At 62.0% G+C, this 24659-nt stretch carries 28 protein-coding genes and 1 tRNA gene; 20 read left to right on the top strand and 9 right to left on the bottom strand.

The annotated features are described in order from the left end of the window. Positions 1-46 precede the first annotated feature (46 nt). A complete protein-coding gene (locus GH983_RS04335) occupies positions 47-1192 on the bottom strand; it encodes an alpha/beta hydrolase (protein WP_153761726.1) in 1146 nt (381 codons plus the stop codon). Positions 1193-1564: 372 nt separating this feature from the next. On the opposite strand from GH983_RS04335, the gene GH983_RS04330 reads away from it, so the two are divergent. The 3 genes from GH983_RS04330 to GH983_RS04320 all read left to right on the top strand — a co-directional run bounded on the left by GH983_RS04330 (position 1565) and on the right by GH983_RS04320 (position 4521). Then, a complete protein-coding gene (locus GH983_RS04330) occupies positions 1565-2599 on the top strand; it encodes a TRAP transporter substrate-binding protein (protein ID WP_054151159.1) in 1035 nt (344 codons plus the stop codon). 72 nt (positions 2600-2671) lie between these two features. Then, positions 2672-3211 (top strand): TRAP transporter small permease, encoded by a 540-nt coding sequence (locus GH983_RS04325; RefSeq protein ID WP_069041898.1) that lies wholly within the window; start codon positions 2672-2674, stop codon positions 3209-3211. After that, on the top strand, positions 3211-4521 hold the full coding sequence (locus tag GH983_RS04320; RefSeq protein WP_153761725.1) for a TRAP transporter large permease: 1311 nt from the start codon (positions 3211-3213) through the stop codon (positions 4519-4521). Before GH983_RS04325 ends, GH983_RS04320 begins: the two co-directional genes overlap by 1 nt. Before the next feature lie 7 nt (positions 4522-4528). Here GH983_RS04320 and GH983_RS04315 read toward each other — a convergent pair whose 3' ends face one another. Next, on the bottom strand, positions 4529-4780 hold the full coding sequence (locus tag GH983_RS04315; protein ID WP_153761724.1) for an Ada metal-binding domain-containing protein: 252 nt from the start codon (positions 4778-4780) through the stop codon (positions 4529-4531). 255 nt (positions 4781-5035) lie between these two features. On the opposite strand from GH983_RS04315, the gene GH983_RS04310 reads away from it, so the two are divergent. After that, positions 5036-5686, top strand: coding sequence for a DUF2161 domain-containing phosphodiesterase (locus GH983_RS04310; protein WP_153763548.1), 651 nt, complete (start codon positions 5036-5038; stop codon positions 5684-5686). Positions 5687-5699: 13 nt separating this feature from the next. Here GH983_RS04310 and GH983_RS04305 read toward each other — a convergent pair whose 3' ends face one another. After that, on the bottom strand, positions 5700-6170 hold the full coding sequence (locus GH983_RS04305; protein WP_153761723.1) for a DUF6644 family protein: 471 nt from the start codon (positions 6168-6170) through the stop codon (positions 5700-5702). Positions 6171-6174: 4 nt separating this feature from the next. Then, entirely contained in the window at positions 6175-6549 is a 375-nt protein-coding gene (locus GH983_RS04300) for a DUF6152 family protein (RefSeq protein WP_153761722.1), read from the bottom strand. 616 nt (positions 6550-7165) lie between these two features. On the opposite strand from GH983_RS04300, the gene GH983_RS04295 reads away from it, so the two are divergent. From GH983_RS04295 to GH983_RS04275, 5 genes are all read left to right on the top strand, one after another. Then, entirely contained in the window at positions 7166-7405 is a 240-nt protein-coding gene (locus GH983_RS04295) for a hypothetical protein (protein ID WP_054151765.1), read from the top strand. 103 nt (positions 7406-7508) lie between these two features. Then, complete coding sequence (locus GH983_RS04290) at positions 7509-7757, top strand: hypothetical protein (protein WP_054151764.1); 249 nt, start codon at positions 7509-7511, stop codon at positions 7755-7757. Positions 7758-7871: 114 nt separating this feature from the next. Further along, complete coding sequence (locus GH983_RS04285; RefSeq protein ID WP_153761721.1) at positions 7872-8120, top strand: hypothetical protein; 249 nt, start codon at positions 7872-7874, stop codon at positions 8118-8120. Positions 8121-8219: 99 nt separating this feature from the next. Beyond that, positions 8220-8468 (top strand): hypothetical protein, encoded by a 249-nt coding sequence (locus GH983_RS04280; protein ID WP_153761720.1) that lies wholly within the window; start codon positions 8220-8222, stop codon positions 8466-8468. 101 nt (positions 8469-8569) lie between these two features. After that, positions 8570-8818, top strand: a complete 249-nt coding sequence (locus tag GH983_RS04275) for a hypothetical protein (protein WP_069041169.1) — start codon at positions 8570-8572, stop codon at positions 8816-8818. Positions 8819-8911: 93 nt separating this feature from the next. Here the strand turns inward: GH983_RS04275 and GH983_RS04270 are convergent, their stop codons facing one another. After that, the gene (locus GH983_RS04270; protein WP_054150961.1) at positions 8912-9343 is read right to left on the bottom strand and encodes an Rrf2 family transcriptional regulator; all 432 of its coding nucleotides are present in this window, start codon (positions 9341-9343) and stop codon (positions 8912-8914) included. A gap of 222 nt (positions 9344-9565) precedes the next feature. Here GH983_RS04270 and GH983_RS04265 point away from each other — a divergent pair, with 222 nt between their 5' ends. From GH983_RS04265 to GH983_RS24535, 6 genes are all read left to right on the top strand, one after another. Beyond that, entirely contained in the window at positions 9566-10312 is a 747-nt protein-coding gene (locus GH983_RS04265) for a phosphoadenylyl-sulfate reductase (RefSeq protein WP_153761719.1), read from the top strand. Between the two features lie 210 nt (positions 10313-10522). Further along, the gene (cysD, locus tag GH983_RS04260) at positions 10523-11479 is read left to right on the top strand and encodes a sulfate adenylyltransferase subunit CysD (protein WP_153761718.1); all 957 of its coding nucleotides are present in this window, start codon (positions 10523-10525) and stop codon (positions 11477-11479) included. A 1-nt stretch (position 11480) separates the two neighbouring features. After that, positions 11481-12959, top strand: a complete 1479-nt coding sequence (gene cysN / locus GH983_RS04255; RefSeq protein ID WP_153761717.1) for a sulfate adenylyltransferase subunit CysN — start codon at positions 11481-11483, stop codon at positions 12957-12959. Between the two features lie 143 nt (positions 12960-13102). Next, complete coding sequence (locus tag GH983_RS04250) at positions 13103-14011, top strand: B12-binding domain-containing protein (protein WP_083229585.1); 909 nt, start codon at positions 13103-13105, stop codon at positions 14009-14011. A 257-nt stretch (positions 14012-14268) separates the two neighbouring features. Further along, a complete protein-coding gene (locus tag GH983_RS24260; RefSeq protein ID WP_236759333.1) occupies positions 14269-14517 on the top strand; it encodes a hypothetical protein in 249 nt (82 codons plus the stop codon). A gap of 26 nt (positions 14518-14543) precedes the next feature. Beyond that, positions 14544-15509, top strand: coding sequence for a methyl-accepting chemotaxis protein (locus GH983_RS24535; protein ID WP_371418471.1), 966 nt, complete (start codon positions 14544-14546; stop codon positions 15507-15509). Positions 15510-15548: 39 nt separating this feature from the next. On the opposite strand, the gene GH983_RS04240 is transcribed toward GH983_RS24535, so the two are convergent. Beyond that, positions 15549-16589, bottom strand: a complete 1041-nt coding sequence (locus tag GH983_RS04240) for a LacI family DNA-binding transcriptional regulator (protein WP_069043884.1) — start codon at positions 16587-16589, stop codon at positions 15549-15551. 284 nt (positions 16590-16873) lie between these two features. Further along, positions 16874-16950 (bottom strand) — tRNA-Pro (locus GH983_RS04235). A gap of 337 nt (positions 16951-17287) precedes the next feature. On the opposite strand from GH983_RS04235, the gene GH983_RS04230 reads away from it, so the two are divergent. Both GH983_RS04230 and GH983_RS04225 read left to right on the top strand, forming a co-directional pair. Then, positions 17288-17707, top strand: a complete 420-nt coding sequence (locus tag GH983_RS04230; RefSeq protein WP_153761716.1) for a hypothetical protein — start codon at positions 17288-17290, stop codon at positions 17705-17707. 449 nt (positions 17708-18156) lie between these two features. Beyond that, the gene (locus tag GH983_RS04225) at positions 18157-18417 is read left to right on the top strand and encodes a hypothetical protein (protein ID WP_040300825.1); all 261 of its coding nucleotides are present in this window, start codon (positions 18157-18159) and stop codon (positions 18415-18417) included. A gap of 42 nt (positions 18418-18459) precedes the next feature. Here the strand turns inward: GH983_RS04225 and GH983_RS04220 are convergent, their stop codons facing one another. Then, the gene (locus tag GH983_RS04220; protein WP_246727497.1) at positions 18460-19281 is read right to left on the bottom strand and encodes a phosphate/phosphite/phosphonate ABC transporter substrate-binding protein; all 822 of its coding nucleotides are present in this window, start codon (positions 19279-19281) and stop codon (positions 18460-18462) included. Positions 19282-19283: 2 nt separating this feature from the next. Beyond that, positions 19284-20207, bottom strand: coding sequence for a fatty acid desaturase (locus tag GH983_RS04215; RefSeq protein ID WP_153761715.1), 924 nt, complete (start codon positions 20205-20207; stop codon positions 19284-19286). A gap of 276 nt (positions 20208-20483) precedes the next feature. Between GH983_RS04215 and GH983_RS04210 the strand changes: the two genes are divergently transcribed. From GH983_RS04210 to GH983_RS04200, 3 genes are all read left to right on the top strand, one after another. Then, positions 20484-20999, top strand: a complete 516-nt coding sequence (locus GH983_RS04210; protein ID WP_153761714.1) for a sigma-70 family RNA polymerase sigma factor — start codon at positions 20484-20486, stop codon at positions 20997-20999. Positions 21000-21171: 172 nt separating this feature from the next. Next, complete coding sequence (locus GH983_RS04205; RefSeq protein WP_153761713.1) at positions 21172-22179, top strand: FecR family protein; 1008 nt, start codon at positions 21172-21174, stop codon at positions 22177-22179. Between the two features lie 140 nt (positions 22180-22319). Further along, entirely contained in the window at positions 22320-24614 is a 2295-nt protein-coding gene (locus GH983_RS04200) for a TonB-dependent receptor domain-containing protein (protein ID WP_153761712.1), read from the top strand. The last annotated feature ends 45 nt before the right edge of the window (positions 24615-24659 follow it).

Below are 24659 nucleotides of genomic sequence, written 5' to 3'. Positions count from 1 at the left end.
CTGCAAGTCGCGTCTTATGTCTCAGATAGCTGCGCTCAGTGCACCGTCATTGCTGACGCAGAACCCTGGCGGCCAGCGAGAAGGGACTGGAGACGGTCTGAGCGGCGGCGTCCAGCACGAAGGCACCGGCATCTCCGAGCGTTGCACTCGAGGTCGGTTTGCCCAAGGTCGCAGCCAGTTGCTTCACGTCGAAGAAGCGGTTGTGATTGGTGGCGTCGATCGACTCGAGTGACGAGATATCGATGATTGTCACGCCATAACGCTTGGCCGCCTCTGCCACTTCCGGATTGCGCGCATCCAGTGCTCCGACACGCTGGGTACCGGCGCCGAGAATGCTCGAGACTTGTAGCGCCCGGTCGTCCGGCGAGACGAGGATGGTGATCGGAATGCGCATGCGACCGATGACATCGAGCTGGGCCGTGAAGACGTCTCCATCAATGTCGGGTGCAGCCATGATGACCCTGAGCCGATCGAGGACGTCACCCTTGCCCTGCAGTCTCAACTGGCGCAGCGCCTCGACCGTCAGCCAGCCGCCCATCGAATGGGCAAAGACATCAACCACCGCACCCTTGCGCGCCCGCACCATGTCGGTCAGCAGGTCGGCAAGCGCATCGCGGGAATAGGTGGCGGCTTCCTTGTCGGCGACATAGGCCGGCAGAGCGGCAAGCGAAGGCCAGGAGAACAGGACCGGTGTGCCGTCGAAATTGCTGTCCGTCTTCAGCTGCGCCAGCCGGAACAATGCTTCCTGGAAATTGTAGTTGTAGCCATGCACAAAGACGACCGGCGTGGCGGCCTCGCGGGCGCGGATCGCCTGCAGGAGGCCTGGGCGATCCAGCACGGACTGCGAAACGACCGCGAAGTCGGTCCTTGGATCGACCTTTCGGCCGGGCTTCGGCCATTCGATATTGGCCGGCTTGTGATTTGGCGGGATGGAAACGGCGAAGCTCGCATAATTGGGCTCCCGGGTCTTGGTCGTCGTGAAGACGTTCTCGCCGGGTTCCGCGCGATCGCGTGTCGTGACCGTATACAGCGTTTCGACCCGCGTCGGCTTGTAGTCACCGAGCGCTACCGTCCCCAGCGTCTCAGGGCCCGGGCGACCGGCACAGGAGGCCAAGCCCGTTGCCGAAAGCAGGCAGAGCGCCACGAAGGCCGCGCGCGACCGACGATAGCGGCCGAAGGAAAGAAGACGCATCCGGGATCATCCTTGCAGATCGACAATCGCCCGCCTCGTGTCGTCATGACCGGGCCGGAGCGGCGAGCTATAACCGGAGACGAGGATAGAGCCAAGGCCCGGCAGCCGGCCCGTCGTCACGATCGCGGCACGGGGCCGCGACGCGCGGCTTTGCACCGCGCCATGCATACTAATCTGGTTATGATTTCCGGCCACATAATTATTTGCGTGCCCGCATCCCATCTGTAATCATAACTTACAAGGAAGAGTTTGCCGGATGGGAGTGAGGAACCGGGCGACGCGATCTTTACATGACTTTCGTCGTGTTTTCTGATTGCTCTGTTGCCTCGAGCCGGTCGATTTTTCCAGATCAACAAGACATGGGAGGAAATCATGTTGCGCCAGTTTCTTATCGCCGGATTGTCCGGTGCCGCATTGTCGATGATGGCGTCCGCCAGCTTCGCCGCAGACGTTACCCTCAAGCTTCACCAGATGTTGCCGCCACAGGCGACGATCCCCGCCAAGGTGCTGCAGCCCTGGGCCGAGAAGATACAGGCCGATTCCGGGGGCCGCATCGCGGTCGAGCTCTATCCTGCCATGCAGCTCGGCGGCAGACCGGCCGACCTCGTGGACCAGGTGAAGGACGGCGTGGTCGATCTGACCTGGACGCTGTTCGGCTACACGCCCGGCCGTTTCCCGAAGTCGGAAGCGTTTGAGCTTCCCTTCATGGTGACGACCGCGGAGGCCACCTCGGTCGCCTTCCAGGAGTATTATGAGAAGCACCTCAAGGATGAGTTGACCGACTACCACGTGCTGGCGGTCCATACCCATGGTCCGGGCCTCATCCACACCATCGCCTCCAAGCCGGTCGAAAAGCTCGAGGACATGCAGGGGCTGAAGCTGCGCGGCACCTCGAAGGTGATCAACCAGATGCTCGAAGCCATGGGCGCGTCTGCCATCGGCATGCCAGTCACGGCTGTTCCGGAAAGCCTGTCGAAGAGCGTCATCGACGGTTCGGTCGTTCCGTGGGAAGTGACCCCCGCAATCAAGATCGCCGAGCTCGCGCCGAACCATACCGGCTTCTCCGGTCCGAACGGACTTTACACCGGTACCTTCGTGTTCGCGATGAACAAGGACAGCTATGACGCGATGCCGGACGACCTGAAGAAGGTGATCGACGACAATTCCGGCAAGGAACTCGCCCGCCTCTTCGGCCAGGCCATGGACGCAGGCGACATCCGCGGCAAGGAAATTGCCGAGAAGAGCGGCAACAAGATCATCAACCTGGACGAGACCGAGACTGCACGCTGGAAAGCTGCGGGCGAGGCCGTGACCAAGGCGTGGATCGCCGAAATGGACGGCAAGGGTCTCGATGGCACGATGCTCTACAACGACGCCCTTTCGCTTATCCAGGCGAATACCCAATAACCTCCCCGCCTTGTCCGGGCGCTTGTCGGAAGGCGCCCGGACCCTTTGCACGGACTTTCAAAGGACTTTCTGATGGCGACTGCCGTTTCCACCAGCTTCGAACGACTGGAGCGGGCTTGCCATAGCCTGGCCTCCGCCCTCGTTCTGTTCGGCGGCCTCTGTCTCGTGGTTGCCTGTGCGCTGACCGTCGCGTCGATCTTCGGCTCTGTCGCCATCCGCCCCCTGCCCGGTGAAATCGAACTGGTCGAAGCGCTCTGCGGTCTCGCAGTCTTTGCCTTCCTGCCCTTTTGCCAGTTGAAGCGTGGCCATGTGGGCGTCGACATCCTGATTTCCGCCTTCGGACCGAAGGCGATGAACTGGACCCAGCTCATCGGCGACATCATCATCGCCGCGCTGATCGGGCTCGTTACCTGGCGCCATGCTATCGGCACCATGGACAAGTTCGGCAATGGCGAAACCACGCCGCTGCTTCTTCTGCCTGTCTGGTGGGGCTTTGCCATCGCGCTCGCCCTTCTTATCGCCAATCTCCTCGTCTGCCTGTATGTGATCGCTGCCGATATCCGCGACATCCGCCGCGGCAAGACGATCGTCGCTGCGATGGGAGCGCACTGATGAGCAGCATTGAAATCGGCCTCTGGTCTTTCCCCGTCCTCATTCTGCTGATTTTCCTGCGCGTGCCGATCGGCGCCGCCATGCTGGCGACCGGCGTCGTCGGCACCTATCTGGTGCTCGACCGCTGGACGCCGATCATGGCGCAGATGAAGGTTCTGGCCTGGAACACGAACGCGAATTATTCGCTGTCGATCATCCCGCTCTTCCTGCTGATGGGTCAGTTCGCGGCCCGCGGTGGCATGAGCCGGGCCCTGTTCAACGCGGCTGCGGCCTTTGTCGGCCATCGCAAGGGCGGGGTTGCCATGGCGGCGATCGGTGCGTCTGCCGGCTTCGGCTCGATCTGCGGCTCGTCGCTCGCGACCGCTGCGACCATGGCGCAGGTGGCGCTTCCGGAACTGAAGCGCAACGGCTATGCAGGCGGGCTTGCAACCGCGACGCTGGCCGCCGGCGGCACGCTCGGCATTCTCATCCCGCCGTCCGTGGTGCTGGTCATCTATGCAATCCTCGCCGAGCAGAACATCGCCAAGCTCTTCCTCGCCGCCTTCGTGCCGGGGATCATCGCCGCGATCTCCTATCTGGTCGTCATCGCCATCTATGTCCGACTGAAGCCGGAAAGTGCGGGCCAGGCGCCGCGCATTCCGTGGAAGGACCGCGTCCCGGCACTGATTGCCGTCTGGCCGGTCGTCGCAATCTTCTTTGCCGTCGTCGGCGGCATCTATCTCGGCTGGTTTACGCCGACACAGGCCGCTGCCGTGGGTGCCGTTGGTGCCGGCCTGGTCGCCTTTGCCAATGGCGGGCTCGACCGCACGTCGCTGATCGCCTGCTTCAAGGAGACGGCGGTTTCCACCGGGATGATCTTCTTCATCATTCTCGGCGCCTCGGTGTTCAACTCCTTCCTCGCCTTCTCCCGCCTGCCGCAGGTCGGCGCGGAATGGGTGACGGCGCAGGGCTTTGCGCCGATGACGGTACTGATCATCATTCTCCTGCTCTACATCATCTTCGGCTGCATCATGGATTCGCTCTCCATGATCGTGCTCACCATCCCGATCTTCTTCCCGATCGTGACGGCGATGGATTTCGGCATGAGCCCGGAGCACTTCGCCATCTGGTTCGGCATCCTGGTGCTGATGGTGGCCGAGATCGGCATGATCACGCCACCGGTGGGGCTCAATCTTTTCATCATCTCGGCGATGTCGCGCGACGTGCCGATCCGCGAGACCTACAAGGGGATCGTGCCATTCGTCGGGGCTGATATCTTCCGCATCGTGCTTCTGACGGCCTTTCCGATCATCTCGATCTTCCTGGTGTGAGGAGGCGTTAAAGACGCTCGGCCCAGGTTTCAGGCTTATCCGGACGGCAGCGCAAACAGGCACGGAAGCCGCCTTCACGGGCGGCTTCCCTCGTTTCGTAGAAGGTGACATTTTCCGGTCGCGCCGGACGCGAGGGGCAAGACGGTCGGCAGAAAATCCGGGTCGACAGCACGCCATAGACGAAATGGCCGTCCATTGCGGCATCACGGGTGCGGACCGCCTGCCAGCGGGTATCGTCTTCGGTCAAATCGGGGTTCATGCGGGGGGCGTCCTCTAAGCTACGGGATCCAAGGATCGCGGGAGAAGACCGGAAGGGCCACCCGTTTCCTGTGCCTCGCCGGAGATTTCCTGATGACGCTCACCGACAAAGCAGGCTAGAGCATCTCCGGTGATACGAGATCACCTGAGATGCTCTATCTATTTGTTTTTACGCAGTCCGGACGCAAAACCGCTAACGCACTTTTGCTGGACGTGCTCTATGTGTCAGCTCTTGCGCAACCTGATCCCGGGCCCCATGGAAACCTCGCTTTATCTGCCGGTCAAAAGCTTTCTCGAACAGGCCGGCTATACCGTGAAGGGCGAGATTGGCGGCTGTGATCTCGTGGGCCTCAGCGACGAGGATCCACCCGTGGTGGTCGTCTGCGAGCTGAAGCTCAGTTTCAATCTCGAACTCATCCTGCAGGCAGTCGACCGGGCATCCGTCGCAGACGAGGTGTGGATCGCGGGGCGCGTCTCGGCCAAGGGCAAGGGCCGCGAGAGCGACAAGCGCTACCGCGATCTCTGCCGCCGGCTCGGGATCGGCATGCTCGGCGTTGCCGACAATGGCACGGTCAATGTCATCGTCGCTTCGGTCACGCCGATGCCGCGGACCAATCCGAAGCGGCGTTCGCGGCTGATGCGCGAACACCAGAAGCGAAAGGGCGATCCAGTCATCGGCGGCAGCACACGCACACCGCAAATGACCGCCTATCGCCAGCAGGCGCTCGCCTGCACGGCGGCACTTGCCGCAGGTCCGCTGAAGGTGCGTGACATCAGGGCGAGCGTTCCCGAAGCGGGCAAGATCCTGCAGGCGAATGTCTATGGCTGGTTCGAACGGGTCGAGCGCGGCGTCTATGGCTTGACGCCTGCGGGACAAGAGGCGCTGGAGCGGTGGCAGAAGCCGTGACCACACGCCTGCCCTAGAGAAAGCCGATCCAGCGACCGGCGAGGACGGCCGACAGCCAGATTGCCAAAGAGAAGACAGCGCCGAGTTTCAGCAGAAGCGACGCCTCCTCTGCCACGATCATCTCGGCCCAGTCCCGGGAGAGATGAACGGAGACGGCATTCGCGGTTCCGAGCCCGACGAGCAGGAGCTTGATCAGAAAGGCGGTATTGCCGGCATATTCGACCGGACGTACGGAAAAGAGAAGAGCCCCCGTCAGCACCGCGCAGCCGAGCGCCACGGCTGCGATGCGGGAGAACAGTTCGGCGCTCTCGGCGAGCGGCAGGCTCTTGAACCGGCCGAGCAGACGCAGATCGAGGATCACGCTCGCCCCGATCAGCATGGCCAGCGACAGGATGTGTGCAGCATTGGCGAAGATGTAGAGCACCGGCGACCGGATGAGCGCTTGCGCGACCACCGACTCGCCGAGGATTGCCAGCCACTCCATGCCGTCAGTTTGTCACTATGCGACTGGGATAGATGTCGTAGTTCTTGCCCTCGACGATGACGCGCACGGCCTTCAGGCGCTTTTCATCCGGATCGAGCGAGCGGTTGCCGCGCACGGTGATCGCATCGCCGACCGTAGCGACACCCTCGACAAAGCCGGAACGCTGGGTCAGGTTCGGATTGCCGAGTTCGATGCGCCAGGGGCCTTCTGCCGTCTCAAGTTCGAGCGTCGGATGCGGCGGGGCGAAAGAGATCGCGGTGATCGTGCCGGTCAGGTCGATCTGGTCGGCCTCGGCCCAGGACCAGCCATGATGGGCCATGGCGGCGCCGGCAAAGAGTGCGGCGCCGGCCAGGGCCGAGAGGGAGAGTGCGCGGTTCATGATCGTTCTCCGGGTTGGGACACAACACTCAAGAGAGAGTAGTGCGCCCGACCGGCATTTCGACGTCACCTTTGCTTGATCGACGGGTGAGGTTTAGGCCAAGGACAAAAGAGGCGGCACGTTCGGAACCGCCTTCCTGACCCTTGGGAGGAGCCGCCCGTCAGGGGCGGTAGATCTGATCGAAGACACCGCCTTCGCCGAAATGCTCTGGTTGCGTCTTGGCCCAGCCGCCGAAGAGCGGATCGTCGATGGTGACGAGATCGAGCTTGGGCAGTTCGGGGCCGGAGCCTCGGCGACGAGGTCGGGGCGCGAGGGGCGGTAGACGTGCTCTCGAGAGACTTTCCCCCCCTTTCACCCCACCAAGCTGTCACAAAAGGGTGATTGTGACAAAAAATAATCGTTGTATGTCATAGTTAAATGACAGCGCATTTACAGCCTAACCCGCTGTTTTTCCTCACCTAACCCTTCAAGTATCCTCCGTGATACCGGGTACTCTCACCGAACCAATCAGTTCGATTGTGCGCAAAGGGGTATTGATTTCTCCAGCGCCATACGCCAAATACATCTCATCGAACCGAGCAGTTCGATAAAGCAAGGTTCTAAAGGCTTACACACTATGAAGACCATCGCAGCAGCACTCCTGACCACCATCGCAGCCGCTTCGGCCGCTTTCGCGATCGAGCCAGTCCCAGGCTCAATCACCTATGGCGGTGCGCAGCCAAGGCTCGAACAGGCCCCCGCCGGTTCGAACTTCTTCCACACCTTCCATCTCAACGGCACGGAAGTCCATGAGATCTACAAGGTGAATGCAGACCGGACCGTCTCCATCGTCTCCCGTTCCATGGCGAACGACTGACGGCACGCAAGACGATCCCCATCACGGGTAGATGCTACCCATCAATACAATCTAGAGCTGAACGCCTGAGGCTGAGCTCAATTCAAGATAAGGAACTATGACCATGAAGACCATCATCTCTGCCGCCCTCATCACCCTCGCAGCCGGCTCGGCCGCTTTCGCTTCCGTTCAGCCGATCCCGGGCTCGATCACCTATGACAACGCCAATGTTCAGCTGGAAAAGGCACCTGTTGGTTCGACCTTCTTCCACACCTTCTCCAACGGTGACGGCCGCGACGTTCGCGAAGTCTACAAGGTCAACGCCGACCAGACGGTAACCCTGGTCGATCGTCAGATCTCCAACGCTTCGTAATCGAAGCGTTCAACCCAACACGCCTCCCAAGACGTGAAGACCTCCAGCGGCAGGCTCGACCCTCTCCACCGCCCCGAGCCGCCGCCCACAAAACGCTACACAAGGAATACGACCATGAAGACCATCATCTCTGCAGCCCTCATCGCCCTCGCTGCCGGCACCTCCGCTTTCGCCTCCGTCCAGCCGATCCCGGGCTCGATCACCTATGACAACGCCAATGTCCAGCTGGAGAAGGCCCCGGCCGGTTCGACCTTCTTCCACACCTTCACTGACGGCAGCGGCCATGACGTCAGCGAAGTCTACAAGGTCAATGCCGACAAGTCGGTGACCCTCGTTAACCGCCAGATCTCCAACGCTTCGTAATCAGCGTCTCCCAGGACGCAAAACCCTTCGGCGGCAGGCTCGGCCCCTCCCCCTCTGACACTGAGCCGCCGCCAACCCAACGCACAAAGGAATATAACCATGAAGACCATCATCTCTGCCGCCCTGATCACCCTCGCAGCCGGTTCGGCCGCCTTCGCTTCCGTCCAGCCGATCCCGGGCTCGATCACCTATGACAACGCAAACGTTCAGCTGGAAAAGGCACCTGTTGGTTCGACCTTCTTCCACACCTTCTCAGACGGCAGTGGTCGTGACGTCAACGAAGTCTACAAGGTCAACGCCGACCAGTCGGTGACCCTCGTCACCCGCACGATCTCCAACGCTTCGTAATCAGCGCGCCTCCCAAGACGCGACACCCTTCGGCGGCAGGCTCGGCCCCTCCCCCACTGACACTGAGCCGCCGCCAACCCAACGCACAAAGGAATATAACCATGAAGACCATCATCTCTGCAGCCCTGATTACCCTCGCAGCCGGCTCGGCAGCCTTCGCTTCCGTCCAGCCGATCCCGGGCTCGATCACCTATGACAACGCAAACGTTCAGCTGGAAAAGGCACCTGTTGGTTCGACCTTCTTCCACACCTTCTCAGACGGCAGTGGTCGTGACGTGAACGAAGTCTATAAGGTCAATGCCGACCAGACGGTGACCCTCGTCACCCGCACAGTTTCCAACGCTTCCTGATCTAAGGGTGCGTGGTGGGCCTCGGGGCATCAGTCCCGGGGCCTTTTTTTTTGCGTTTATAGGGATGGCGTGAAGGGCCTTCGGCAGTTCCGGTTAGTGGGGAGGTTCGCTGACCTCGCCTGCGGCATCTGCCAGGCTGGTCGAGAGCAGCACGGCCCGGGTTTCATCGGCGACACGCGCGAAGACGCGGCGGATCTCGCAATCGTTTTCGCCGTCGCAATCCTCGCAGCGGCGATAGGCTGTCAGTGACAGGCAGGGCAGAGGTGCCACCGGACCATCGATTAGGCGCAGCACTTCGCCATAGGTGATGTCGTTGGCCGGGCGCAGCAGGAGATAGCCGCCCTGCTTGCCACGCCGGCTTTCGACCATGCCGCCGCGCTTCAGGTCGAGCATGATCTGCTCGAGGAATTTCTTCGGAATCTTTTGTTTGTCGGCAATATCAGGGATCTGGATCGGCTCGCCCGGCTCGGCGCGGGCGAGAAGCGTCAGCGCCCTCAGCGCATATTTGGCTTTCTGTGTGATCATCGAGCGTCAAAGTCTGCCAGAACCGGTGCCACAAACATGGGTCCGGCCATAGCGTAATTTGCCATGGCATTCCATGGATCATTTGAGCCCTGCGGCACGAATTGCCGCGATATCGGCGCGCAAGAGAGATATTTGCTCTTTGTCTCCGCCTCGGCGCATGTCGATTTCTGTCCGTCCCCCCGCTCATGCCGGATAATGGCACCACTGAGTAGGGACCCTATGATGACCATCAACACCTCCGCAGATCTGGCCATGGCACTGGACCAGCAACTCGCATCGGCAGACCTCACCGAACGCCTGCGTATCGTTTCAGCTCTCGATGGCCGCGCCGTCTTCACCACGTCGCTCGGCATCGAGGACCAGGTGATCACGGCGGCGATCGGGCTTGGCCAGCTGCCGATCGATGTCTCGACGCTGGAGACGGGGCGACTTTTCAAGGAGACGGTCGAGTTGATCGCCGAGACTGAAGAGCGCTTCGGGATTTCGATCAAGCGCTTTTATCCGCGCCAGGACGATATCGACGCCTATGCGGCAAAGTTCGGGTTGAACGGCTTTTACGAAAGCGTCGAAGCCCGCCATGCCTGCTGTCATGTGCGCAAGCTGGTGCCTTTGGCGGAGGCGCTCACCGGCGCCCGCTTCTGGATCACCGGCTTGCGCCGCTCCCAGTCCGGCAACCGTGCGGCCACGCCCTTTGCCGAATATGACGCCGAGCGCGACCTGATCAAGGTGAACCCGCTGGCCGACTGGTCGCTCGACGACATCAACGCTTACGTCGAGACCGAGAGCGTGCCGGTCAACCCGCTGCACGGCAAAGGTTATCCCTCGATCGGCTGCGAGCCCTGCACCCGGGCGATCAAGCCCGGCGAGCCGGAGCGCGCCGGGCGCTGGTGGTGGGAGAATGACGAGAAGCGGGAATGCGGGCTGCACGTTCCGGAGGCGGCAGCGTCTTCGGTGCCGACGCCGGCTTGAACAACTGAATGCCCTTGGATTTGCCCCTCATCCCCCTGCCGGGACCTTCTCCCCGCAGGCGGGGAGAAGGGGATAGCCGCAGACGGCGCCACAAGGCTCTTCTCCCCGTTTACGGGGAGAAGGTGGCGGCAGCTCAGGCGCAACTTGTTGCGCCGGGGATGAGGGGCAACCCCAAAAGACACATGCGGGCGGAAGCTCAAAGGAAGAAAAATGCACGTACACACATCCGAATTTGATCCGCATTCCAAGGATCCCGTCACCAAGCCGCCGCTCGATCCGCATCTGAAGGCGCTGGAGAATGAGGCCATCTATATCTTCCGCGAAGTGGCGGCCGAGTTCGAAAAGCCGGTCATGCTCTATTCGATCGGCAAGGATAGTTCGGTTCTCTTGCATCTGGCACGCAAGGCCTTCTTCCCCGGCCGCGTGCCCTTCCCGCTTCTGCACATCGACACCGGCTGGAAATTCCCGGAGATGATCGCGTTTCGCGATGCGACGGCGGAAAAGTTCGATCTCGACCTGATCGTGCACACCAATCCGCGCGGCAAGGAAGAGGGCATCGGCCCGTTCAGCCACGGCTCGTCCTATCATACCGACGTGATGAAGACGGAAGCGCTGCGCCAGGCGCTCGATGCCGGCAAGTATGATGCGGCCTTTGGCGGCGCACGCCGCGACGAGGAAGCGAGCCGCGCCAAGGAGCGCATCTATTCCTTCCGCACGCCCGACCACAAATGGGATCCGCGCAACCAGCGTCCGGAACTCTGGAACATCTATAACGGCATGATCCGCCGCGGCGAGAGCGTGCGCGCCTTCCCGCTGTCGAACTGGACCGAAGTCGACATCTGGCGCTACATCCAGGCCGAAAACATCGAGCTGCCGCCGCTCTATTATGCGAAGAGCCAAAAGTATGTGGAGCGGGACGGCATGCTGATGTGGGCCGAAGACCCGCGCTTCGAGGCCTTGCCCGGCGAACAGATCCAGGAAGGAAACCTACGCTTCCGCACGCTCGGTTGCTGGCCGCTGACCGGCGGCATCCGCTCCAATGCGACCACCCTCGACGAGGTAATCGCCGAACTCGAAATCGCCACCGTCTCCGAACGCCAGGGCCGCGCCATCGACCGCGACCAGTCCGGCTCGATGGAAAAGAAGAAGCGCGAAGGATATTTCTGAGATGACCGCAGCTGCCAATACCGCCCTCGCCTCCGAGGCAACCCAAACCGAAGCCGCACCCGTCATCCGCGACTCGCGTCCCCTTCGCCTGATCACCTGCGGCTCCGTCGATGACGGCAAGTCGACGCTGATCGGTCGCCTGCTCTGGGATACCAAGGCCGTCAAGGAAGACCAGGCGGCGACGCTGCGCCGCGATTCCGGGAGCCAAAACGATCTCGGCCTGCCCGACTTCGCGCTGCTGCTCGACGGTCTGCAGGCCGAACGCGAACAGGGCATCACCATCGATGTCGCCTATCGCTATTTCGCCACCGACCGCCGCTCTTTCATCGTCGCCGATACGCCCGGCCATGAGCAGTATACCCGCAACATGGCAACCGGCGCCTCGACGGCGGATCTTGCGGTCCTTCTGGTTGACGCCCGCGCCGGCCTGCTCGAACAGACCCGCCGCCATGCCACCATCGCCTCGCTGATGGGCATCAAGCAGTTCGTGCTGGCGGTGAACAAGTTCGACCTCGTCTCATACGACAAGGCCGTGTTCGACCAGATCAGCACCGAGTTCAAGGCTCTGGCGCTGACGCTCGGCGTGCGCCAGGTGACCGCGATCCCGATGTCGGCGCTGAAGGGCGAAAACGTCGTCTATTCGGGCAAGTCGGTCATTCCGTGGTATGAAGGCCCGACGCTGGTCGAGACGCTTGAACTCGCCACGTTGCGCTCCGGCCAGTCGACCGGCTTCCGCCTGCCCGTCCAGCGCGTCTCGCGTCCGGGCGAGAGCTTCCGTGGCTATCAGGGCACGGTTGCCGGCGGTGCGGTGAAGCCCGGCGACAGTGTCGCCATCCTTCCATCCGGGCAGATCGCCAACGTCAAGCAGATTGTCACCTTCGACCTCGTGCGCAATGCCGCCGTTTCAGGCGATGCGATCACGCTGGTGCTCGACCGGCAGGTGGACGTGGCGCGTGGCGACATGATCGTTTCGCTCGACGCCCAGCCGCAGACGGGGCTTGCCTTCGACGCACAGATCGTCGCCCTGCAGCCGGATGGCATCGTGCCGGGTAAGCGCTACTGGCTGAAAGCCGGCTCGCGGCGCCAGCGCGTGCAGGTCCAGCCTGTGCAGCAGCTCGACCTCAAGTCCGGCAAGTGGCAGGCGGCCGAGATGCTGCAGATGAACGCGATCGGCAAGGTGCAGCTTGCCTTCGACGAAACCGCGATCTTCGATCCTTATGAGCTCAACCGCGGCACCGGCGCCTTCATCCTGATCGATCCTGATACCAACAACACGGTGGCCGGCGGCATGATTAGCGCCAAGCGCACCGAACTTAGCGGGCTCAACGCCCATGAGGGGCGCGTGATCCTGTCGCTGCCGGCAGATCTTGCAGAACAGCTGCTGGCAACCGAATTACTCGCCAGCCGCCGCGACGAAGTCGAGACACGCCGTGTCACGACGAGCGCCGCCCGTCAGCTGCTGGATGATATCGACGGTTGATCGGCAGACCAGGCCACACGGTCGCACCGATACCGAACGGCTCGCCTTGCGCGGGCCGTTTGCGTTTCAAGTCGCGACAGCCAGCCCGCTTTCCTTCCTGAAATGCCACGCTAATATGTGCTGCAAATCAGCTAGGGGTGGGCATGCATCGCAACAGGCAGCAGGAGAGGGAAGTGCTGATTGGCCTGGCCGAAACACTTGCCACGAGCGGGATCTCGAAACTGCTGCTGCATGCCTGGGAGCGGCGCTACGGACTTGAGCCTACGGAGCGCAGCCCCACGGGACGGCGTTTCTACACCCGCGAACAGGTGGAACGGCTACGGCTGTTGAAGACCTGCAGCGACGGCGGCCACCGGATCAGCTCGCTCGTGCCATTGTCCAACGAGGCTTTGTCGCGGCTCGAATGCGAACTGGCGGGCCGGCAAACCATTTCGGAGATCATCGAAGCGATAAAGGACATGGACAGTGATCGTCTGCAGGCGCTCTTGCAGGCACGCGCTGAAACCGAAGCGCCCGAAGATTTCATTCGCGTCACCGCGCTGCCGCTGATGCGCGAAGTCGGCTCGAAATGGGCCGCCGGCGAGGTCTCGATCGCGGCGGAGCATATGACGACAGCGTATATCAAGCGCGTCCTCGGCGGGCTCTTCGACCGATGTCCGATGCCGTCACCTGACGCGCCGCGCCTGATCGCCACGACCCCGGAAAAGGAAGATCACGACGTCGGAGCGCTGGTCGTGACCCTGCTCGCGCGGCTCAGGGGCTGGAACGCGCTGTTTCTCGGCGCGAGCCTGCCGGCCAGAGACATCGCCGATGCGGCCCGTCGGCGTGAGGTCGTCTGCGTCTGCCTGAGTGCGCTTGTCGGACGCAGGGCGACTTTGCAGCTCCATCTCGAGACGCTGCGATCGTCGCTTTCGCCCTATATCGACATCTGGATCGGCGGCGCGGCCTACGGGAACCTCCCTCCGATCACCGGCGTCTCCTTCATGTCGAACATGGATGTCTTCCTGGAGGCGCTGGCAACGGCGGCCCCGGCCCTTCAAAAGGCTGAGTGAGCGCACTCGTCAATCTCGCCTCGGGTTCCCCTCGTTGTGGCTCCTGTTCGCGACAGTACGCGTTGGTAGTTCTTCGCTGGTCCTCCGACCTGTCATCCCCTGCCCCGTCCGCGCCGCTTCAAGGCTTGCTCGGCCCAGGGCACTACAAAAAATCGCATGAAAGGTAGACAGGGCGCTCGTATTTTAGCTCTTCATTTATTTCTTGCATGCATTTTTTTCCGCCTCTAATTTTCGCGGATGCGCTGCAGGCCAATGTCATGGTTGCGGACGCCAATCCCAACGTCACCTATATGAACCCTGCGGTCATGGACCTGCTGAAGGAAGCCGAAGTCGACCTGAAGAAGGAGTTGCCGAAGTTCAGTGTTGCGACCCTGATCGGCAGCAATATCGACGTCTTCCACAAGAACCCCTCGCATCAGCGCAACATGCTGGCCGCGCTGAAGTCCGCCACAGCGCAACGATCACCGTCGGCACCCGGGTGTTCGACCTGCTCGTCACGCCGTTGAAGCATGGCGCGAAAAAGGTCGGGTTCATGGTCGAATGGGCCGACGCCGAGGCGCGTCTGCTGAATGTCGACTATGCGGCCCAGATCGCGGCGATCTCCCGCTCCCAGGCGATCATCGAATTGTCTGTCGATGGCAAGATCATGAGCGTCAATCAGAACTTCTTCAACATGATGGGCTATTCGCCGGCGGAAATCATCGGACAGCATCACAGCATGCTCGTCGACAAGCCGCATGCAAATTCCGAGGACGACAAGACGTTCTGGCAGAGGCTGCGTGATGGCCAATATATCGCCGCCGAATTCCCGCGCATGATGAAGGCCGGCAAGAAGATGATCATGTCCGCCTCCTACAATCCGATCCTCGACATCCATGGCAAGGTGGTGATGTTCGCGACCGACGCGACGGCACGCGTCCGGACCGTGAGCTCGCTCAGGGACGCGCTGAAGCGGCTCTGTTCCGGTGACTTCGGCTTCCAGCTGACCGAGCCGTTTGCCGACGAGATCGCCTTCCAGACCAACCTGCTGGCGCTGAATGCCGGCGTCGAGGCAGCGCGCGCCGGTGAAGCCGGCCGTGGATTTGCCGTCGTTGCCCAGGAAGTTCGCGAGCTCGCACAACGTTCGGCAAAGGCAGCGAAGGAGATCAAGGATCTCATCCAGAACTCCGCAAGCGAGGTAGCCTCAGGGGTCAAGCTGATCAGCGATACCGGTGGGGCACTGAAATCCATCAGTCAGCCGATCGTCGAGATCAACGACCATGTCGTTGCCATTTCGACGGCGGCGCGCGAACAGTCGTCCGGTCTGGTCGAGGTCAACAGCGCCGTGAACGGCATGGACCAGATGACCCAGCAGAACGCGGCGATGGTCGAGGAAAACAGTGCTGCCGCCTCGACGCTGTCGACGGAAACAGACAAGCTGCGCGGCATGATCGGGCAGTTCAATCTCGGCAACCAGCAGTCCGGCGCGGCTTCCTTCCGGATGAACCGGGCCGCCTGAGCGGCCCAGACACACGTGCCCGCGCGGACGACCCTGGTGTCATCCGTCGCGGGCCGTCGATCCGCGCGACACGAGCTGGTAGCCGAGATCGACGACCTTTGCCGGATAGGCGCCCGATCCGGAGGCGCGGATGATCATGTCCACGGCACGATAGCCGATCTCGTAACGGGGAACGCGCACCGACGTGATCGCCGGGAAGGCAAAGCCGGCATATTCGAGATCGTTGAAGCCGCAGATGCCGAAATCATCGGGGACGCCGAGACCGCGCCTCTGGCATTCGAACAACGCGCCGAGCGCAATGTCGTCATTGTGGCAAAAGGCGGCATCGGCATCCGGAAACTCGCTCCTCAGCCGATCCAGCAAATGACAGCCGAGACCAACGCTCGTGCTGCTGTCGATCGAGAGCACGAGGGCCGGATCATAAAGCCCGGCTTCCTCCAGCACGGCCTGAAAGCCCTCCTGTCGGCGCCGGGCACGAAAATCCCAGGCACCACCCAGCATGGCAATGCGTCTGTAGCCCTTCGCCAGCAGATGCCGCGTCGCCGTCTCTGCGGCCAGACGGTGGTCGATCCCAACCGCCATATCCGTCGGCTGACGGCTGATATCCATGATCTCGACAACGGGGCACGGCGCGCGACGCAGGAGATCGTCGATCGCGGGGTCGCCGATCTGGCCGACATGGATGAGGCCGGCGGGGTTCTGTGACATGAAGAAGCGCAACTGGTGCAACTGATCTTCGCTGTCGCTGTCTGCGCTGGCATATTGAATGCGCAGATCGGAGGGACGAACGCGATCTTCGATACCGCGGATCAGGGCGAGGAAGGCGTGGCTGGTCAGGCCGGGCGAGAGCACGCCAACGAGACCGCTGTTCTTGCTGGCAAGGGCACGGGCCGCGAGATCGGGCACGTAGCCCATCTCTTCGACAACCTTGAGGATCGTGTCCCGCAGTTGCGGCGAGACCTTTTCGGGATCGCGCAAGGCCCGGGAGACGGTGATCGCGCTGACACCGGCCCTTTGGGCCACATCCGATAGGGTCACCTTGTCCTGGCGCTGACGACGTTTTCTCGTCCCTGGGATCATGCTCACCCGACCATCCCGATTGCAATCAATGGTGGCATTTTCAGCCGGGCCGATCCCTGCCTGCGTCGCCGAATACAATTCAAGATAGACTAATCTGCGTTCCTCAGCAATGACTTACTGAGGCAATCCCCATCTGGGAGCGAAATGGGAGATGCGTATCCACTACCACTGTCTGCAGGATATACAACTTGACCGGGCTAGAGATACAGCAAGCCGACGCCGCACATCGTCTACCGGGCATCCTATTATGGGGGACAAGCGGGGGAGATTTCGGGAAATCAAACTGGTCGGAGTGGAGTGATTCGAACACTCGACCCCCACGTCCCGAACGTGGTGCGCTACCAGACTGCGCTACACTCCGTGACCAGCGGCGCTTCTATAGACCAGCGATTTTCGTTGCACAAGCAGGGAAACGCAAAAAGCGGCGAGAAAGTTGAAGTTTTCGTGACGCGAACTGCATGCTGCTGAATTCATTGGCTTAATTGTCGATGATCGACGGCTGTCCGCAAGGCTGCGGGGATCGTCTGGCGCTGGAGCGGCGCGCCGTTGCGGGCAAGTCACCGTCGTAAAAATTGCGTCGCACAAGGAGCCACGACCATTTCGTCTGTGCCGGTTTCGCAGTAAAGCAGGTGTGGGCCGAATGCGCCCGGCGGCATGGCGCCGACAACGGCCCTCATGGGGTTCAAGGGACAGTGACAATGAATTTGCTGAAAAGCACGACGACGGGACTGATCGCAACGCTTTGCCTGGCTGCTGCAGGCTGCACGACGGTGGGTGGAGCACCGACGAACGAGATCGAAACGCGCTGGAACGGCCAACAGGCAGGCGCCTTCTTCGCCAAGTTCGGACCGCCCGTCTCGGATGCGGCCTCCGGTTCGGCGACGCTCTATACCTGGCGCGGTGGCTTCAAGACCCGGGTCGTGCCGGCGACATACGAGGATCTCGGCGACGGCAAGAGGGGCAAGCTTCTCACCCGCGCGCGCACCGAATATCTGCGCTGCGAGGTCCAGCTCACGGTCTCTTCCGACTATATCATCCGCAGCGTTCGCACGGTCGTCGACCGGCCGGGCACAAATGTCGGCAAGAGCTATTGCGCGGAATTCCTGACGGCAAGCTGATACCCCCCGCGCGCTTCAGAAAATGGAAAAGCCTCCCGCCAGCATGGCGTGGAGGCTTTTTGTTTCCAGGTCCGGTCCAACCGGACGGGCTTCGTGGCATGCGCCGTGCACCAATCGCCGCCGGGGCCTCATGCCCTCTGAACACCCGGTATATGGCGTGCGCGGGAGGACGCCGTGGATGACGCCCTCCCCGATACGCAATACAGAAACCGAGCGCTTCGCGACGCACTACCTTGGTGGAAGCGCATTCTTTATAGGGAGATCAAGGTTAACAGTTACCTTACAACCGGCAGAATTTATGGTTAATTTTCAGTGACCTAGCCGCCAAGAGAAATGCCGCGCCCGCGGGGCTCCGCTCCCTTGCAAAAAGCCTTGAAAACCAGGGGCAGCAGCGTTTCGTGATCATGTGCGCACTTGACGATGTTCTTGTTTTGTTCAAGATCGCAGTCATGACCCAGACGATCGATACCCTTGGAAAAGCGCTTCGCCACAACATGCTGGTGGTTGCCACCTGTCGTGAATGTCAGAACCAGGGGCGGTTTCTCGCCAAGGATCTCGCCAGCTTCTACGGCCACGGCCGCGACCCGTTCTCGCTCAAGTTCCGCTGCAAGCAGTGCGACACGCGAAACTGCAAGATCACCCTGATGGACAACCCTTACGACCGCACGCCGGAGACCATCGTCTGGCGCCCGGTCAAGGTGAAGCTATAAGTTAAGGGGTCTTTCCGACCTGCCACAGTTTCGGAAGGAAGCCTAACGCAGATCCGGATAGCCCGCTGCGATCGCTGCCTGTTCATGCGCGAGCAGGATGTCGTAGGCGCTCTCGTGCAGCACGACCACCTCCTTAAGCCCAAGCGTCTGACGGACACCTCCGAGTTCGGGTGCAGCGATGGCGGCCTTCAGTGCGGCGCGGAGCAAGGCGATCTCATGATCCGAGGCCGACAGTCTGGTGATGAAGGGCAGATTGGGCCCGCGCGGGGTTTCAGTGAGGATGACAAGGCCTTCGATCCGTTCCGGCGCATGGCGGCGCAGGAGATCATAGGTGATGCAGTCGATCGCCGCGAGATCGGCCCGATCATTTCGCACCGCCTCGATGCTCGCGTGATGGCCGCCGGTCTCTAAGATCTCGGTGAAGAAGGCGCGACCTCCGGCATGCGGGGCGATTGCAGCGCGCAGCAGATTGTAGCCGGAATTGCTGCCGGTTTCGTTGATCGCTGCCCTCAGTCCCCGGCAGGCCGCAAGGCTTAACGGTGCGTCCTTCTCTCGCGCGATTATGAAACTGCACATGTCGGGACCGGAGCAGCCCGGCGCCTCGTAGACCGGGGTGGCGACAAGGCGGACCCTGCCCTTCAGATGCTTGACGAAAGGGAAGCCGCAGGTCTGTGCAAGCACGAGGCGCGGATCGAGCCAGGCCTGGTGATGGGGCAAGGTCTCGTCCAGGGCGTCCGGCAGGCCGACCATGCCTGCACTGCGCAGATGGTGGCGCAGGAAGGCCCAGAACGTGCGCTGCGCCTCGACCACCACGGATGGCGCGACATACATCCGAAGGCTTGCGAGGCCGGTTTCAGGAGCCACTGTCAGGAGTGCCTCGGATGGGTCGGGCGGTCGTGTTGCCTAAAGAGGAAACGGCGCGCGACATCGAAATAGCCGCGATAGACCAGACCACCGTTCAGCCGCACGAGAAAATCGCGGTGCCGCTCATAGATGCCGGGCAGCATGTACCAGGGCAGTGCCGGCACGCGGTGATGCAGCACATGCAGGTTGTTGTAGAGGAAGAGCAGGCCGAAGAGCGGGCTTTTCTCGACGATCGCCGTGCGCTCCTCGTGATTGTCGGCAAAGCGGTGTTCGGCATAGGAGCGCAGACGAGACAGCGCCGTGCCGCAATAGACGAAGCCGAAGAAGAAGAGCAGGAAAGGCATGTCGCAGACGACGAGCACCCACCAGAGCACGATGGCCACACCGACACCATGCCAGGCCCAGAGGCGCCGGCTGTCGCCCTCGCCGCGGACCACCTTGAACGCCTCATGCCAGAGGAAGGAGGCGAGGATGATCGCCGGACCAACCGTCAGGCGGCCTATCAGGGTCAGATTGAACTCCCACAGCGTGCGGCCGAACCAGCCGAAACGGTCCCAGTCCCTGGCGGTAAAGTAATAGGATTCCGGATCCTCGATCGGATCGGTCAGATGCTCGTCGCGGTGATGGGCGAGATGGCTTTCCTTGTAGACATGGTAGGGCAGCCACAGCGAAATCGGCGGGACGCCGATCGCATCATTGATCAACTCGTGGCGGGTCGGATGATGGTGGATCACCTCATGCTGCAGCGACCCGTGCCAGGCAATCAGCCAGGCCCCCAATGGCACAAGGATCACAAGCGGAACGTCGCGCCAGAAATAAGTGAGGGCGATAAATCCCCCGTAGATCAGAAGGGCCAATGCGACGGTCGGCCATTCGATGCGCGCAATGCGCGGTATTACGATCTCACCCTCGGCAAGATGTGCCATGCAGTCCCCATAGACGAATCCCCTATGGACGTTCAGAGTAACTGTGTCCTTGCAGGCCTGATAGAATAAAAGCGGCAGAAAATGACGCGATATGATCACAAAGCGGCGGAAATCGGCAAAAAGCGCAGATCCAGCCTCGGCGGGCGGCTCCTTTGATGGGTTGCGAGCAAGTCAACCGCATCCCGACATCTCCCGCGATTGAAACCATCTGGTGAATGGGATAAGCGAAAGCTTCATTCCACACTCAGATTTTAATCCGGTGACATCGAACGCCCCATGGCTGCAGAAACCAAGAGCCATCTTGAGGTTTTCCTCGAGAACAGAACGGCCCTGGTGAGCTATGCCGCCCGGCTTCTGGGTTCGCGTGACCAGGCGGAAGACATCGTGCAGGATGCCTTTCTGCGGCTGAAGCCGGAGGATGGCGTCGGCTATGCGCCGCGCCAGATCCTCGCCTATCTCTACAGCATCGTGCGCAATCTCGCCTTCGATCAGCTGAAGCGGCGCAATGTCGAGACGCGCGGGCGCGATATCGATCCGCCCTTCTGGATCCTGCCGCAGGATCCGGGCACGCCCGAAGAGACGGTTCTTTTTGCCGACCAGGCCCGCGTCGCCCGTGAGGCGCTGGAGGGGCTGCCTGCGGATATGCGCCGGGCGATCGAACTTTACCGCATCGAAGGCTGGACGCTGGAGGCGATTGCGGGCGAACTCGGGATCTCGGTTGCGACCGCCCATCGGCTGATCCGCAGCGGCATGGTCAAGATCGCGCTCTCCATGGATCGGGCGAGCCATTGATGGGGGCGACACGGAAAAATGCCGGGGGAAAAATGAAAAAAAGCAGGGCGTCGATCGTATCTTCAATAGGCACGCAAAAGTGTGCGATAGGCGCTGCCATGTCGCGCGGAGGCGGCGGAACACTTGCAGTCGTCGCACAACACGAACGCAGCAGTCAGGGAACGGTCGGCCGGTGAGCGTCACGGATCATCCACAGCAGCAGCAGGAGCGGCTTCTCGACGAGGCGATGGACTGGCTGATGCGCCTCAACGAGGCACCGACCGATGCGGCGGTGATCGCGGCCTGGGAAGACTGGCTGCAGGCCTCGGAGGCCCATGCAGGCGCCTGGGCCCGGATCTGTCGTACCTGGGCGGCCCTTGGCGACATGCCGGCTGCCGCGCCTGAAGCCGTTCTGCCGGTCATCGATGCCGTTCCAAACCGGTCCGCTCACCCTCAAGGCTGGCGCGTCTCGCGCCGCAGCCTCGGTATCGTCTCCGCCAGCTTGATGTCTGCGGCACTGGTCGCCGTTCTCGTTGCTCCTACCCTCCAGATGCGCTTCGAGGCAGATTTCCGCACAGGGGTCGGCGAGACGCAGATCGTGACACTGGCGGATGGCTCCAAGGTGACGCTCGCTCCGGAAACGGCGCTGGCCGAGGACTTCGATGGCGGCGCGCGGCATGTCCGGCTGCTCTCCGGCGAGGCCTTTTTCGAAGTCGAACGAGATACCGCCCGCCCCTTCGTCGTTGCGGCACCGGATGCATCGGTACGGGTGCTCGGCACGGCTTTCAGCGTGCGCGACACCGGTCATGGCACGCGCGTGGAGCTGGTGCATGGGGCGATTGCGCTGACGCCGGATAAGGCAGAAGCCGACGCCGAACTGACACTGCAACCCGGTGACGTGGTGAACGTCGAACGTGCCGACGGCAAGACGGAGCGGAGCCAGGTCGCCCCCGCCGACATCGCACTCTGGCGGACGGGTCAGCTTGCCGTCACCGACCAGCCGCTGGGCGACGTCGTGGCGCTCATCCAGCGCCAGCACTCCGGCTGGATCGTCATGCCCGAGAGCGACATTGCCGCTCTCAGAGTGACCGGCCTCTATGATCTCAGCGACCCCGACAAGGCGCTGATGGCGCTTGTCGCCCCCTTCGGCCTGCAGGTCCGCAAGGCCTCGTCTTATCTGCGGATCATCTCCAGCCGATAATTTTTTCGTTCAATATCAATCCACTAAATGGACTTAGGCATACCAGACGCAAAAAATTCGGACGATGCTGAAAAACTTGTCTGAATTACTCGTATTTTCATCTAAGCAGAGCCGAGATCGGTTTCTGCATGGGAATGAGTATGCGTTCGACGAGACTGCCCGCGAAGCAGGACGCCTTGATCAGCGCGGCGTGGCGCCGCCGGCTGACGGCGACCGCTTGCGCGCTTACGCTTCTGGCGGGGGCCTCCAGCCTGCCTGTGGCGGCGCAGACGGCGGCCGGTAGCGACACCGTGCAGGCTTATGACATTCCGGCACAGCCACTTGCGAACGCATTGCGCGCCTTTGGGCAGCAGTCCGGGCTGCAGGTGTCGCTCGCCGCGGAGCTTGCCCGCCACACGCGCTCGGTCGCCGTCTCCGGCGCCCTGACGATGGACACGGCGCTCGCGCAAATGCTCACCGGAACCGGCCTTGCCTATCGCATCGACAATGGCGTCGTCGTTATCGGCGACATGTCGCCCGCCCTGCCCGGCGATATCTCCGCGACGGATGGTTCGACCGTGATCGACGAGATCAAGGTCACGGATCGGCGGATCCAAGGCGGCGTCAGCTCAGTCACTGTGGATGCCGAAGCGCTTGCGGAGCGCAATCCGTCCGACATCGCCGATGTCTTCCGCGACACGGCAGGCGTCAGCGTCGGCAGCTCGATCGCGACCTCGCAGAAGGTCTTCGTCAACGGCCTCGAAGAGACGACGCTTGCCGTCACCATCGACGGCAGCCGGCAGAACAACCGCGTCTTCCACCACAATGCCACCAACCTGATCGACCCCGCGCTGTTGCGCAGCGTCACCATCGACGCCGGCATCGCGCCGGCCGATGCCGGTCCCGGCGCACTCACCGGCTCGATCGCCTATGAGACCCGGACCGTGAAGGACCTTCTGTCCGAGGATGGTTTCGGCGGACTGGTGTCGGAGACCTATGACAGCAACGCCGAGACCTTCACCACCGGGCTCGGCGGCTGGGCGATGCAGGACGGTTTCGAGTTCCTTAGTTTCCTGAACTACGGCAGGGGCGAGAACTATCATGCCGGCAATGGCGAGGAGGTCCGCGGCACCGCGACCAACCGTTTGAGCGGCCTTGGTAAGTTCGCCTACGAAGCCGAGAGCGGCGAGCGCTTAGAGATCAGCCACGAGCGGATCCGCGACGATGCGGAACGGCCATTCCGCGCCAATGCCAGCGTGGTCACCACCGGCCGCAGCTGGGAACCTCGCTACAGAAACTACAAGCTGGACCGGGACAACACCGTCTTCACCTATAGCGACACGACGCCCGAAGGCTGGTGGGACCCGTTGTTGCGGCTCGCCTATAGCCACAGCGCGGTCGAAACGCCTGTTTATTTCGATGACGGCAGCGGAAACCCGGCTTCCTATGCGGGCCGGGGCGCAAGCGGAAGCCTGAACGGACGCGTGCAGAACAGGTTCGCGCTGGAGGATGGCGATCTGGTTGCCGGTCTCGATTTCTACAGCGACCGGATCGAGCTCGACACCGCACGCGACGCGGAAGACGCGGCGGAGACGGCCCGGAATATCGGGCTCTATGCCCAGGCCCATCTCGAGCCGTTCGATACCATGCGGCTATCCTTCGGCGGGCGGGCCGACCGGCAATGGTTCGAGGGCACCACGGGCCAGACATGGGATCATGCGGCCCTCAGCGGCAATGCCGCGATCGAATACGACCTGACGAGCATGCTGACGGCAAAAGCCGGCGCCTCGCATGTCTGGGCCGGCATTCCGCTGGCGGAAGCCTTCATCATGAATCCCGGCTGGACCTATGGCGCGACAGGGCCGGAGGTGACGACCGCCGACAACCTGATGGCCGGTCTCGAATTCCATCACGACGGCTTCACGGCGGAAGCGAGCCTTTTCCGCAGTCGCATCCACAATGCCCGCGTTGCGAAATTCGCGGTCGCGCTGGCCAACCAGAACCACGAGGTGGAGACTGATGGCTTCGAGCTTGCGGCGGGCTACGACTGGATCGACGGCTTCATCAAGGTCAAATATGCGCATGTCGATGCGGAGATCGACGGCCGGCCGGCGGATTCCGATACTGGCAATTACCTGACCACGCCGGTTGGCGACATCATCGTGCTTTCGGCGGGCCACAGCTTTGCTGACTGGGGTCTGACCATCGGCGGCGATGTCGAAATCGCGCCGGAATACAGCTCAGGCGATGCGACCTACCGGTCCTATGAGGTTGTGAACCTCTATGGCGAATGGAGCCCTGAGAGCCTGCCGCACATGACCCTTCGCGCGGAGGTGCAGAACCTCCTGAACGAGACCTATGCCAGCCGCGCAACCTACGGCCAGGAGTTCGGCAATGTGACGCCGCTGCATGAGAAGGGGCGAAGCTTCCTTCTCTCCGTCAAGGCGACCTTCTGACAACAAGACCGCATCGCGCCTGAAGGCGCGGGGCTAAACCACGAC

Source organism: Agrobacterium sp. MA01, from assembly GCF_009650195.1.
In the GTDB taxonomy this organism is placed as follows: Bacteria; Pseudomonadota; Alphaproteobacteria; order Rhizobiales; family Rhizobiaceae; genus Allorhizobium.
The sequence above is the reverse complement of the archived record's forward strand: the minus strand, read 5'-3'. Positions and strand labels throughout refer to the sequence as shown.